The 12,909-nt window shown below is 70.5% G+C and carries 9 protein-coding genes; 3 read left to right on the top strand and 6 right to left on the bottom strand.

All coding sequences use genetic code 11. From position 1 onward, the window contains the following. Positions 1-212: 212 nt before the first annotated feature. Both JYJ93_RS24220 and JYJ93_RS24215 read right to left on the bottom strand, forming a co-directional pair. Positions 213-2,624, bottom strand: a complete 2,412-nt coding sequence (locus tag JYJ93_RS24220) for an acylase (protein WP_269012403.1) — start codon at positions 2,622-2,624, stop codon at positions 213-215. 227 nt (positions 2,625-2,851) lie between these two features. After that, positions 2,852-4,006: a hypothetical protein gene (locus JYJ93_RS24215; protein ID WP_206795069.1), complete on the bottom strand. Its 1,155-nt coding sequence runs from the start codon at positions 4,004-4,006 to the stop codon at positions 2,852-2,854. Positions 4,007-4,169: 163 nt separating this feature from the next. Between JYJ93_RS24215 and JYJ93_RS40830 the strand changes: the two genes are divergently transcribed. Further along, complete coding sequence (locus JYJ93_RS40830; RefSeq protein ID WP_269012404.1) at positions 4,170-5,045, top strand: class I SAM-dependent methyltransferase; 876 nt, start codon at positions 4,170-4,172, stop codon at positions 5,043-5,045. On the opposite strand, the gene JYJ93_RS24205 is transcribed toward JYJ93_RS40830, so the two are convergent. The 3 genes from JYJ93_RS24205 to JYJ93_RS24195 all read right to left on the bottom strand — a co-directional run bounded on the left by JYJ93_RS24205 (position 5,020) and on the right by JYJ93_RS24195 (position 9,979). Next, complete coding sequence (locus tag JYJ93_RS24205; protein WP_206795067.1) at positions 5,020-6,342, bottom strand: glycosyltransferase; 1,323 nt, start codon at positions 6,340-6,342, stop codon at positions 5,020-5,022. The genes JYJ93_RS40830 and JYJ93_RS24205 overlap by 26 nt on opposite strands. A gap of 15 nt (positions 6,343-6,357) precedes the next feature. Further along, positions 6,358-7,410, bottom strand: a complete 1,053-nt coding sequence (locus tag JYJ93_RS24200; RefSeq protein WP_206795064.1) for a hypothetical protein — start codon at positions 7,408-7,410, stop codon at positions 6,358-6,360. Positions 7,411-7,537: 127 nt separating this feature from the next. Beyond that, positions 7,538-9,979: a penicillin acylase family protein gene (locus JYJ93_RS24195; RefSeq protein WP_206795062.1), complete on the bottom strand. Its 2,442-nt coding sequence runs from the start codon at positions 9,977-9,979 to the stop codon at positions 7,538-7,540. A 127-nt stretch (positions 9,980-10,106) separates the two neighbouring features. Here JYJ93_RS24195 and JYJ93_RS24190 point away from each other — a divergent pair, with 127 nt between their 5' ends. Continuing rightward, on the top strand, positions 10,107-10,469 hold the full coding sequence (locus JYJ93_RS24190) for a YciI family protein (RefSeq protein ID WP_206795060.1): 363 nt from the start codon (positions 10,107-10,109) through the stop codon (positions 10,467-10,469). A 25-nt stretch (positions 10,470-10,494) separates the two neighbouring features. Here the strand turns inward: JYJ93_RS24190 and JYJ93_RS24185 are convergent, their stop codons facing one another. Beyond that, positions 10,495-12,204, bottom strand: coding sequence for a DUF4091 domain-containing protein (locus tag JYJ93_RS24185; RefSeq protein ID WP_206795058.1), 1,710 nt, complete (start codon positions 12,202-12,204; stop codon positions 10,495-10,497). A gap of 254 nt (positions 12,205-12,458) precedes the next feature. Here JYJ93_RS24185 and JYJ93_RS24180 point away from each other — a divergent pair, with 254 nt between their 5' ends. Then, positions 12,459-12,881 (top strand): CBS domain-containing protein, encoded by a 423-nt coding sequence (locus JYJ93_RS24180; RefSeq protein WP_206795056.1) that lies wholly within the window; start codon positions 12,459-12,461, stop codon positions 12,879-12,881. The last annotated feature ends 28 nt before the right edge of the window (positions 12,882-12,909 follow it).

Below are 12,909 nucleotides of genomic sequence, written 5' to 3'. Positions count from 1 at the left end.
GTTTTTCACGATTTACTGTTATGTATGGAGATGCGGCGGAGCCCGGGGCCCGGGGCGGTCCGGCGCCGTGGCGTGACGGTCCGCGCTCCCACGGGGAGGGAGGCGGACCGCCCGCGAAGGCATGGGCGAAGGGTGTTCCCGGTCACCCGACGGGGACGGGTGACCGGGGTGAAGCGTTCCGGGCCAGCGGCCCTTGCTGCGAGATACGGGACCTACTGCGCCGAAACGACCTGCTGCGTGAGCGCCGGGTCGGCGGCGATGTCCGCCTCGTTGAAGAGGACGGTGCGCCACTGCTTCTGGGAGAAGCGCTGGGTCTGGTCCGTGAAGTAGGGCGAGGCGGGGTCGCCGGACTGGCCGTAGGTGAGCAGGGCGCGCGCGTCCACGCCCGTGGCGGTGTACGCCAGCGCCAGGATGAAGCTGGAGCCGGTGCTGACGACGTAGCCGGTCGTGCTCAGGCCCGTCTCACCGTTGAGCACCGCCCCCCGGGGAGGGACCGGGTCGACGAGCGAGGACTGGAGCGTGCCGTAGATGGCGACGTTGGCCACGCCGTCGTGGTTGTGGCCGCCGTGGATGGGGATGCGCTGGCCGGCGCGCTCCGCGAACTGCACGCTGCCCAGCGGGGCGTCCACGGCGATCTTCGCCGTGTCCAGCAGCGTCACGGCCTGCGCCAGCTTCACGAGCGCCGGGTCCTCCCCCTGCGCGGGCGCGGGCGGGAGCGTGCTGGGCGTGGTGAAGGGAGCGCTCACGTCGAAGGCCGTGTCGAAGAGGGTGCCCTTGTTGAGCAGTTGGTTCACCGGATACGCGCCGATGAACTCGCGCCAAAGCACCGCGCCCACGCTGTCCGTGTCGAAGCGGCCGTTCCACGCGGCGAGCACCGCGCAGGCCTGCGTGAGGTCCACCGCCTTGCCCTGGTACGTCGCGGACGGAGTGGCCTGGCAGCGCGCCACCAGCGCCGGGCGCAGCAGCTCCGCCACCGAGCTGCGGTTGTTGAGGATGGACGCCTGGAGCTCCTCCAGCGTGAACTTGCCGTCCGCGCCCGAGGCGCCGTCCGCCGACTGCTCGGTCAGCATCACCAGGTTCATGCGCGAGCGCGGCTGCTGGCTGCGGGGCCCGGGCCCGTGCATCGGGGAGTAGCCCGACAGGGGCTGCGCCGGGTTGGTGAGCCAGTAGCTGTCGTTGGCGTTGTAGGTGAAGTCGCGGCGCTCCAGCTGCGGCACCTGGGCGAAGGGCACCAGGCCGGGGCTGCGGGCGCCGGGGGCCTCCACCCACTCGTTGACGGAGGTGCTGCCATCCAGCAGCACCAGGTTGAGGTTGCGGAAGAACAGCGTCGCCACCGGATCCGCGCCGGAGGTGGCCTGCTGCCACGCATCCAGCGCCGCGGGGCTCAAGTTGGGCGTGGCCGCCGCGTCCGTGTACCAGGCGTTGCCGTCGCGATCCGTGGCCAGGGTGTTGACCCAGGGGATGCCCTGCACGGTGGCGAAGGCGTTCTTGAACTCCTGGAGGTTCTTCGCCCGGTTCATCGCGTGGAACTGGGCCAGCAGGACGGTGTTCTCCAGGTTCGCGTCCCGGTAGGTGAACGCCACCTGCGCCGTCCAGTCCGTCACGCCCGGGATGGCGAGCATGGGACCGAAGTGGCTGCTGTAGAGCGTGCGCGAGATGTTCGTGAGCGAGCCATCCGGCAGCCGCACCAGGATGGTGTGCGTGCGCGCGGTCATCTCGCGCTCCTGCCCGTCGTACAGGTAGTGCGTCGGCTTGCCCGGCACGAGCTTCAGCCGGTACAGCGTCATCCGCTGGCCGGCGGACACGGTGTGCGTCCACGCGACGTTGTCGTTGAAGCCGATGAGCACCCCGGGCACGCCCACCAGGGACGCGCCGTAGACGTTCATCACGTCCGGCACGGTGAGGTGGCTCTCCCACAGCCGCAGCTCGCCCTGCCAGGGGAAGTGCGGGTTGGCCACGAGCATGCCGTGGCCGTTGGCGGAGCGCTCCGCGCCAATGGCCCAGCCGTTGCTGCCCAGGTCGTGATCGCGCAGTTGCTGGAATGCCTGCGGCGGCGGCACGTCGATGCGCTGCCCGCCGGTCACCGTGGGCGGCTGGGCGTTGGTCACCGCCGCGACGAACTGGTAGCTGCTCGAAAGCAGGGCCAGGCTGATGTGGTACGCCATCAGGTCCACGTCGTCGATGGGCCTCACCCACGCGGCGTTGGCGCAGGCCGCGGGGCGGGCGGCGGGCTCCACCTGGGACAGGTAGTGGTTGTAGCCGGCGGCGTAGCCCTGGATCATCGCCCGCACGTCCTCGGGCAGCGCGGGCAGCGCGTCCTTCGCGCGCGCATGGACACCCAGGGAGAGGTAGCCGAAGTCACTCGCCACGTTGGCGTTGCCCGCGCCCGGGCCCAGGAACCGGGCCCGCTCGCTGCGCACCTTGAGGATCTGATCCGCCAGCGTGCACACGTTGTCCTGGGCGAACGCGTAGCCCTGGCCAAACGCCGCGCTGCCCAGGTTCTTCGCCGTGATGTGGGGCACCCCGTTGCCCGAGCGCCGGATCGTCGCCTCGTAGCGTGGCGCCGGCTCTGGCGTGGGCGGCGCCTCCGGGTCGTCATCGCACGCGGAAACGCCCAGCAGCACGGCGAGCGCGAGCGCACGACGCTGCCAGGGACCGCGACGCGTGGAGTGGGAGGGGACGGCGGAAGGGATCCTCGGAGAGCGGGCAGGGGGCATCGCGCGCGGAGGATAGGAAAACCTGATTCGCAAGGTCAAATTGACCAGCCTTGATTTTCAGCCAAACCATTACAGCGGTATTAATTCGTTCTTCGAGACAAAAAGGATGTAACGCGGTCGCGTGTGACAGGGGCTCAAGCGACCCGTGAGGGCATGTCGTCGCCGGGCGCGGCGGTGCCTTGTCCCCAGAGCGAGGCCGGCGCTTCGCCGAAGCCGTCCGGCACGGCGTGGATGCCGTAGACGCACTCGTGGGGCGAGCCGCCCTCCAGCTCCATCAGGCGGTCACAGCTCCCCGCGTCCAGGTCCACGACGTACAGGGCCGCGGGCCGCTGGCTGCCCACGAGGAAGCGGTTGCCACCGAACGGCGCGAGCCCCCGGACGAAGGGCGGATCGCCGGGGATCTCCACGTGCTTCCTCCAGCTCCCGTCACAGGATTGTTGCACCAGCCGGTTGCCGTGGGTGTCGTTGTAGACGAGCGTGTCCCCGTGCCGCAGCAGGTTGTGGTTGGGCCGCATGATGCGGTCCTGCCGGGCCACGACGCGCGCGGGCCCCTGGTCCGGCAGCAGCACGCCCACCCACGATGACGACGTGAAGCTGGAGGCCATGAAGCGCAGCGCGAAGAGGCTGGAGGGCCGCGCCGCCTGCTCCTTCTTGCCCAGGCGCCGCTGCAGCGCGCCGGGGAGGTCGAACAGCCACTGGATGCGCCGCGACGCTCGCGAAGGGACGAAGCCGAAGGACAGGAGCAGTCCCTCGGGACAGCGCGCCACGCTGTTGACGTGGACGAAGTCGAACGCGGTGGGCAGCTTGCGCGGGTCCCGGTAGTCGTCGCACGGCTCGCCGTGAAGCGCGTCCAGCAGGTTCAGCTCCCGGGCGAGCGCCTTGTCCTCCCGCCAGCTCCAGGCGCGGAGGACGGCGCCGTCCCAGCCCAGCTTCATCACCACGTCCGACGCGCTGGCCGTGACCCAGACGCCGTCCGGCTCCACCAGGATGTCGTGCACCTGCCCGAGCAGCGGGTGCGTCAGCTCGCCCACCTGCTTCCAGGCGCGGTCGAAGACATAGAGGCGGTCCGTCACCGACACCACAATGCGCTCCGCGTCCCCGCTGATGCCCCGGGCGCCGCGCAGCCCGCCGCGCGGGTTGGGATCGAAGGCGCGAAACGGCGACTCGGGGATGGGCCACTTCGCCAGCACGCGTCGCTCGTTCACGCTGACGAGCCGCACGGAGCCACTGTGCGCGCCCGGCTCGGTGATCCGGATGATGCTGCTGACCAGGAGGCGCGTGTCGTTCATGGCGAAGGCGGGCTGGGCCGTGAGGCCCTGTCGAGGATGGGGCGCCCTTATAAGCGATTTCCTGGATGGGTTTTATTTCTTGTATTGCCTGCCTCTCGTTGACCACGCGAGTTGCGTCATGGAACCATCCCGGCCCCCTCCCAAGTGAAAGGCAGGTCGCAGAGTGAATCCCGGGATTGATCTCGCATCGCAGGTGTCCTCGCTCGCGGCCCGATTCCAGGGGTTCCTGCGGATGGAGCCCGCCGCCGCGAACCCCGCCATCCTCGGGTGGATCAAGGAAGTGGAGGGCCTGAGCGGGATGCTGACGGACGGGGCGGTGGCCCGGCTGGGGCCGCACGCCGCTTCGGTGGACAACCTGAAGCTCACGGTGCGCACCGCGCTCACGCGGCTCCTGGACTTCCCGTGGGTCAGCCCGGAGGTGAAGACGGCGGTGCATGGGTACCTGGAGCGCAACCCCGCTGCGCGTCAGGTGGGCAAGTACCGCTTCTCCTCGGACTGGATGTCCAACTGCGAGGCCGAGTGGCGCGAGACGCTCGCCCCGCTGATGGGCGCCCCTGGCGTCCGGGCGCTGGAGATTGGCAGCTTCGAGGGGCGCTCCTCGCTCTGGCTCCTGGAGAACGTGCTCACGCACGCGAGCTCCCGGCTGACCTGCGTGGACCTGTTCCAGGGTGACGCCGCGAAGCTGTTCGACGAGAACCTGGCGGCGAGCGGCGCGGCCGAGCGCGTGGAGAAGCGCGCGGGCCCGTCCGGCGTCGTCCTGCGGCAGCTCCCGGCGGAGCCCGTGTACGACTACATCTACGTGGACGGCTCCCACGAGGCGTACGACACGCTGGAGGACGCGGTGCTGTGCTTCCGGCTGCTCAAGCCGGGCGGCATCATGACCTTCGACGACTACGGCATGGCCACCGCGCAGTTGGCGAACTACGAGAGCATCGACCGGCCCGACATCGGCATCGACGCCTTCGTCTCCGCGGCCGGGCGGCGCCTGCAGGTGGTGCGCAAGGGCTTCCAGCTCACCGTGCGGAAGCAGCCGGCGTAATCGCGGCGCTCCCTGCCGTGGGCGCCTGGAGCAGCTGCTCGATGGCGTCCGCGGCCGAGGCGTTGCGCTCGCTGTCGTGGAAGCGCTCGCGCAGCGGCTCCATGGCCTTGCGCCACCGGGGATCGCCCACCAGCGCGTCCAGGTGCCGCAGCATCTGTGAGGCCTCCAGCGTCTTGGGCGGGCAGTGGACGCCCAGGCCGCGCAGCTCCACCTGGCGCGCCACCGCCGGCTGATCGAACGCCAGCGGGACGACCACCATGGGCACGCCGAAGTAGATGCACTCCTTCACGGTGTTGAAGCCGCCGTGGGTGATGACCGCGGTGGCGCGCTCCAGCAGTTGGAGCAGCGGGGCGTGCTTCACCGCCACCACGTTGGAGAGCGCGTCGAAGCGCTGCGTCTCGTGGGTCGGGTTCACCGCGAAGACGAACTGCCACTGGGGCCGCTCGCGGGCGACCTCGAACATGGCGTCCAGCACCCGTGTCTCCAGGGCGCGGCTGTAGCCGCCCATGCCTCCCAGGGAGAAGAGGACCAGCGGCTTGTCCGCCGCCAGCCGCTCCCAGGGGAAGTCGGACGGAGGCCGGTCCAGGTCCACGCTCGGCCCCACGTAGAGGTACGTGGAGTCCACGCTGCCGGAAGGCTCGGCGAACTCGCGCGGGGCGAGGATGAGCTCCGGGATGCCGCGCACGAGGATGGGCTCGGGCTCCGTCGCCAGCTCCTCCACGGGATAGCCGTAGCGCAGGGCGATCCGCGCGTGGCGCTTGCGCATCCTGGGCGCCACGCCCAGCAGCTCCATCAGCGACAGCAGCGTGTGCACGCCCATGGCGCGCACCCGGCGCGAGAGGGTGGTGGAGGGACGGGCGAGGAACGGGTGGACCAGCTCGCGCGGGATGGTGACGTTGAAGAAGACGGCGGGCACCTGGCGGCTGCGCGCCACCATGGCGGGGTAGGGCAGCATGGAGTCGCACACCACCACGTCCGGCCGCGTGCGCTCGAAGAGCCCGTCCAGCGCGCCGTCGCCAATGGCCTTCAGCGCGTCATCCACCCGCCGCGAGTACTGGCGCAGCTTGCGCACGTGCTCCAGGAAGCCCCGGGCCCCGAAGGCGTGGAAGCTGCCCTCGGGGAACTGCTCCTCCAGGACGGGGAGGAACTCGAACCCGGCGCGCAGCACCAGCTCCCGGGCATCCACGGGGCCCGCGTACACCACGTGGTGGCCGCGCTCGCGCAGGGCCCGGGCGGCCTTGAGCGTGGGGTTGACGTGGCCGTGGCTGGGGTAGGGCGCGATGAGGACGTTCGCCATGGGCAGGAGGCCGCGTCAGTCCGGCAGGAAGGTGTTGCCCGCGATGGCTTCGTCCGCGGCGCGGGAGATCTTCTCGAACACCGCCTTCGCCTGCTGGAACCGGGCCGCCCAGGGGGAGTTGGGCAGGAAGCCGAGCCGGCCGAAGAAGGCGTGGAAGCGGGCCTGGAACGCGGCCTTCTCCGCCTCGGGGGCGTCGTTCTGGATGACCATCAGGGCCAGGAAGTACAGGCCGAAGAACCAGAACAGCGACTCGCGGTGCCGTCCGGCGTCGATCATCTCCCGCGTGCCTTCCAGGTACGCGCCCCGCAGGTGCGCGCGGAGCTTGAAGCCATAGGGCACGTCGCCCTTCTTCACCTCGACGGCGCGGTCGAAGGCCTTCATGAAGTCCGCGAGGTAGCCCTCCACGTCCTGCCGAGACAGGTCCGCGCAGCCCAGCAGCGCCAGGCACTCCTCGTGGAGCGCCGCGTGCCCCTGCCGCTCCAGCAGCTCACCCGACAGGACGTAGCACTGGCGGACGGTGATGGGCTTCAGGTGGGACAGCGCCACCAGCCCCGACAGGTACACCATGGCGGCGTGGAAGTTCAGGAGCATGCGCGGAATGGCTCCGGCGCCGGCGTCCTGCATGGCCTGCTCCAGGTGACCCAGGACGGCGCGCCGGTGGGAGTCACAGCGGGCCTTCACCCAGGTGCGGCGGGGAAACTCCCGGGCCACCTGTTCGTGCAGCGTCTGGAAGGCGCCCGTGGGGTCCGCGAGGATGCGCCCCTCGCGCACGTTGTCCGCGTGCTCCGGATTGGAGACGACGCTCTCGAACTTCTGGAACAGCGCCGCGTCCAGGACGGAGCACTCGACGATGACGCCCTTGTGGAGCATCTCCAGGCGCGAGGCCCGGGCCTGCTCCGCGTCGCTCGTGGCGACGACGAGGTCGACGTCGCGCCACGTGCTGAAGGGGGTGTCCAGCGGGAGCGACGCCATGCGCCCCGCGACGTAGGCCCCCATGAAGCCGGGGATCCGGCTGCCTTCGGTGTCCACCCAATGCTTCGCGTGCTCGAGCGCGTCCCGGACGATCATGGTGTCTGGCTCCGAAGCCCCGGGGTTACAGGGCTTCGAAGGGACTGTCAACGCAAGTCACTGATACATGGGAGTGACGGATTATCAAGACATCCCGGCGGACATGGCCATGGCTGAGCACGCCCCGCTACTCGAGCTTCGACGTGGCCTCGATGCGCAGCTCCAGCGTGGTGAGCGCCGGATCCGCGAGGATGTCCGCCGTGTTGAAGAGCACGGGGCGGAAGTGCTTGCTGGCGAAGAGGTCCGTCTGGTCCGCGAAGTGCGGGGACTCCGGGTCGGTGGACTCCGCGTAGGAGAGGACCGCGTTCGCCTTGGGGCCTTCCGGCGTGAACTCCATCACCATGAGGAAGCTGGTCCCGAAGTCGACCAGGTAGCCTTCCGGCGTGAGCCCCGTGCCGGAGGAGAGCAGCGGGCCCTGCGGCTGGGACTGGGGCAGCAGCGTCGCGTTCGCGCCGGAGTAGCCGACGACGTTGGTGACGCCCTCGAAGGCCGCGCCGCCGTGCAGCGGCACCTTGCGGTTTCCCTTCCAGGCGAACTGTACGTCGCCCAGCTTCGTCCCCACCGGGAGGCCCGCCTTGCCCAGGAGCGCCACGGCCTCCGCCAGCTTCTGGTTCACCGGATCCGCTCCGGACTCCGGCGCGGGCACCAGGCCCGCCGGCGTCACCGCGGCGCGGGCCGGATCGAAGGGCTGCGCGAAGAGGGCGCCCCGGTCCACGAGGTCGGAGCGGTTGAAGCCGTTGAGGAACTCGCGCCAGACGATGGCGCCCGTGCGGTCCGCATCCAGCCGGCCATCCCACGCCGCGATCAGCCCGCACGCCTCCGCGATGTCCACCGGCGCGCCGTCGACGACGATGGGCTCCGCGCCCTGGCAGCGCTGCACCACGGCCGTGCGCAGCTGCTCCGCCACCCAGGTGCGGTTGCTCAGGATGGCCTGCTCGGCCTCCTCGCGCGTGAAGCGCCCGTCGCTCCCGGCCGCCGCGGTGTCCCCCTGCTCGGTGATGAGGGTGAGGTTCATGTGCGAGCGCGTGCTCATCCGGCCGCGGGTCCCGAAGATCTCGTAGAGGAAGGGCAGGTCCAGCAGGGGCTGGGCGGGGTTGGTGAACGTCGCTGGATCATTCGCGTTCATCACGAAGTCCGTGCGGCGCAGCTGCGGCATGACGTCCGTGGGCACCAGGCCGTGCGACTCGCTGTCCAGGCCCACCCATTCGTCGCGGGACGTGCTGCCATCCAGGAGCACGAGCCCCAGCGACGCGAACACCGGCGCGTCCGGGGTGGACTCGAGCGACTCGCGATACGCCGCGACGGTGGCGGGGCTCAAGTAGGGGACCCGGGACGCGTCCACGTAGCGCGTGTCTCCAGCCGCGCTCGTCATCAGCGTGTTCACCCAGGGCGCGCCGCGTACCGTGCGCTCCACGTCCGCGGCCTCGTCGATGCCGTGGGCCGTGTTCAGGCGCACCCAGTGCTCCGCGAAGCGCGGGTTGTCCTCGGTCGCGTCGCGCGTCGTGTACGCGGTCTCGCCCGTCCAGTCCGCGCCGGGGCCGGCCAGGATGGGGCCGTAGTGGCTGCGCCAGAAGGTGCGCGTCTCCTGCGTCATGCGGTCGTCGTCCCCGCGCACGTAGACGGTGACGGTCCGAGACGTCATGCGGCGGGTCGCTCCGTCGTAGACGTATGCCGTGGGGTCGCCCGGCACGAGCTTGAGCCGGTACAGCGTGAGGTGGCTGGACGCCGTCACCGTATGCGTCCACGCGAGGTCCCGGTTGAAGCCGATGTTGATCGCCGGCACGCCCAGAAGGGACACGCCGTACACGTCGAGCTTGCCGGGGATGGTCTGGTGGCTCTCGTGGAAGCGGAGGCTGCCCTCCCAGGGGAAGTGCGGGTTGGCCACGAGCATGCCCCGGCCGCTGGCGGTCTTCTCTCGGCCCAGCGCCCAGCCGTTGCTGCCCAGCTCGTCCTTGCGCGGCGACAGCGCGAGCGGCCTCGACTGGAGCCGCTCACCTCCGGTCTCCGCGCCCGGTGGTTGCGCGTTGCCCACGTAGCCCAGCAGCGGGATGAGCGTGTCGAACAGCGACAGGTCCAGGTGGTACGCCATCAGGTCGTACGCGCTGATGGGCTTCACCCACTCGGCGTCCCGGCAGGGCTCGGGACGCTGATCCGCCGGCACGTCCGCGAGGTACTGGTTGTAACCGGCGGCATAGCCCTGCATCAGGTCGCGCAGCTCCTGCGACTGCTCCGCGAAGCCGGCTTCGGCGCGGGCCCGCAGCGCGAGCCCCAGGTAGGTGAAGTCACTTTCGAGGAAGGCATCCTGCGGGCCCCGGCCCAGATAGCGGGCGCGCTCGCCACGGACCTTGAGGAACTGATCCGCGAGGATGCACACCGCGTCCTGCGCCTGCGCGTAGCCGATGCCGGCGCCCAGGCCGCGATAGCCATCCGCCTGGATGTGCGGGACGCCGTAGGACGTGCGGTGAAGGGTGGCCTTGAGCGGGGTGGAGGCGGGTGGATCGTCGTTCCGGCAGCCGCCGAACGCCGTCAGGGTCAGCAACAGGGAAAGGGGGATTCGGGATGTGCGCATGGGTCGTCAGCCTCGCAAGCAGGGCTGACAAGGATATCCGTTCTAGGCCCGGTATCCTCGACCGCGAGGGTAGTGGTGGCCGCGTGGGACCGGTGGCATAGGCTGCGCCCCCAACAAGGAGCAGGCGATGGCGTACATGCTGGTGGTGAAGCAGGTGGGGAACAGCAAGGCGTTCACGGAGGAGGAGAATCGGGTGGCGGCGGCTCGCATGGAGCGGATGCTGCGCTTCGGGGCGTCGCTCCAGGAGCGAGGCATCTTCCTCGCGGGGGACTCCCTGCGCTCGGACGCCGAGGGCGTCCGGGTGGAGCGGCGTGACGGGAAGCTCAGCTTCAGCGACGGGCCGTTCACGGAGTCCAAGGAGATCATCGGCGGCTTCTTCCTCGTGGACGTGAAGACGCGCGAGGAGGCGCTGGAGTTGGCCACGCAGTGCCCCGCCGCGGAGTGGTCCACCGTCGAGGTGCGCCAGTGCGGTCCCTGCTACGAACCGTGAGCGGCGCGTCCGCGCCCGCCGTGGCCTACGGCGGCGTGGCGCGGTCACGGCACAGCTGCAGGTAGCGCCGGATGAGCTGGAGCCGTGCCCGGTCGAAGGCCTCGCCGTCGTCCGGGACTGCCCAGGCGTGCGGGATGAGCTTGCGGGCCACGGCGCGCGCGTACGCCGGGTCGCCCGCGTCGCTCACCAGCTTCAGCCATTCGTAGTCCTGCATGCCCTGCCGGATGAGCTTCATGCGCAGCGAGGGCAGGGGGATTTCGGTGGTGCCGCCGATGAAGGAGGGCAGCCCCGGGTAGAAGAGGGTGCCGTCGCCGTTGCCATTGAAGCGGAACTGCGTGGTCCACGCGGTGTAGAGCAGGCCCACCGTCTGGTAGTACAGCTCGCCGCTGGCCCCGTTGATGAAGTCCAGCCACTGCATGCCGCGGGCCTTGGCCGCCGAGCGGTCCACCATGTACGAGGGCCAGCCCTGGCCGGGCTTGTTCTCCGGCGGGGGCGGCTCCGAGGGAGAACAGCCGTGGCTCGCGCAGCTCTGGTACAGCCACAGCTCACGGTGGGGAAGGTCGAGGAAGTCGTCGTACTTCGGGCGCTGGTCGCCCTCGTAGGGCGGCCGGGTCCCGTCGATGAAGTTCACCAGCACGGTGATGATGTCGATCTCCTCCAGCAGCCCGTGGGCCTCCACCTCGGTGACGGTGCTGGTCAGCAGCGTGCGCAGCTTCGGGGCCGCCGCGCGGGTGAGCGCCGCCCGTGCCGCCACCGCCTCCCAGGTGGAGCCGTAGGGCGGCTCATCCCCCACGTAGTCGAATGAGCGCGACAGCCAGCCGCGCGCCTCCGCCTGCGTCTGGAACTCGGTCAGCGCCGCGCCGTTGGCGGGCCCCAGGTACTGCAAGGCCGTCATGCGCGCCCCGGGCAGGCGGTTGGGGGCGGAGCCGTCGAGGAACGGGCCCCAGCGCTCACTGAACGTGTCGTAGTCCGGCAGATCCCACGTGGGCAGGTTCACCTCCCGGGGAAAGCCGCTCGCCAGGGTGAGGCGGTGCTCCAGCGCCATCCGGTGGAAGAGCTTCAAGAGGCGCACCTGGGTGTCCACGGGGCACACGGGATCCCCGGTGAAGGCACGGCACACGTGGGGCGGCCAGAGCAGGAAGGCGCTGCGCAGCGAGGAGGTGCTCGGCAGCCGCGCGTCCACCACCTGGAGGCGCACCTCCACCCGCGAGTTGAAGCCGTCGCCCTTCACGGACACGGCGCCACGGTAGTTGCCCGGACGCGCGTGGGGCGGCGCGTGCACGTCGATCCAGATGGCGCGGGATTCGCCCGCGGGCACGTCGAAGGGAAAGGCCAGACGCTTCTCGCCCACCACCTCGTCCACGTCCGGCACCAGGCCATCCGGCCACCGCCCGGGCGTCGTGTTCGGAGGCGTGGGGGTCGTGATGTCCAGGAACGCCTCCCGGTAGAGCAGGAGGTCCCCGCCGTGGATGCGCGAGCGGCCCGCGCGCAGCTCCGGCAGGGCGGCGCTCACGCCCTTTAGGCCCGACCGGCCTCCGTGCACCACCACCTGGAAGGACACGAACTCGTTGCGCGCGGCGGTCAGCGACACGGAGCGCTGGACGCGGGGAGGCGTCTCCGGGCGCACCTTCACCATCGCGCTCTCGCCCCAGACAGCCGGACGCGACGAGTGCGCCCAGGCGACCTGGCTCCCCAGCAACAACAAACCAATCAGTGCCAGCTTGAGGGATTGCATGGCCTCGCAGGCTGAGGCTTGAGAGGGATTGCGGCAATGCGACCTCCGGCTCCAGCTCTCGTGGGGCAGCCGACATCGTCGGGCGTCTGGCCTGCCCTCCGGGATGGCTCGGGCCACGACGACGCGCCGTGATCCGCCGGGTTGCATCTGGCCGCTGGCGTGCGCTGCGTCCATGGGTGGAGGACGCACGCGGGGACGCCCCGCCATCCGGCCGTGCGATTGGACGCATGGCCGCGACGTCCCGGGGAGGCACCATGTCGCTCGCAAGGTTCTGCCGCAAACCGGTGGCCATCATCCAGCCCACGCAGAGCGTGGCCGAGGCCGCGGAGGCTCTGCGCGACCAGCACGTGGGCGCGCTCGTGGTGGTTCAAGACGACCTGCGCCCGGTGGGCATGCTGACCGACCGGGACATCGTGACCCGGGTGCTGGCCGCGCGGAAGGACGCCACCGCCACCTCCGTCGCGGACGTCATGTCGCCCAGGCCGTTCGTCGCCCGTCTGGAGGACTCCATCGACAGGACCCTCTTCGCCCTACGTCAGCACGGCGTGCGCCGCCTGCCCATCGTGGACGGGCAGGGACAGGTGGTGGGGCTCGTCTCGCTCGACGACTTCTGGGTGCTGTTGTCCGCGGAGTTGGATCAGACGGCATCCGTCGTGCGCGACAACCAGGGGCCCTGAAGCCGCTCATCCCGGAGCCGTGCCGCGG

This window comes from Corallococcus sp. NCSPR001 (genome assembly GCF_017309135.1).
Taxonomy (GTDB): Bacteria; Myxococcota; Myxococcia; order Myxococcales; family Myxococcaceae; genus Corallococcus.
Note: the sequence above shows the minus strand (reverse complement) of the source record. Positions and strands in the feature narration are given on the sequence as shown.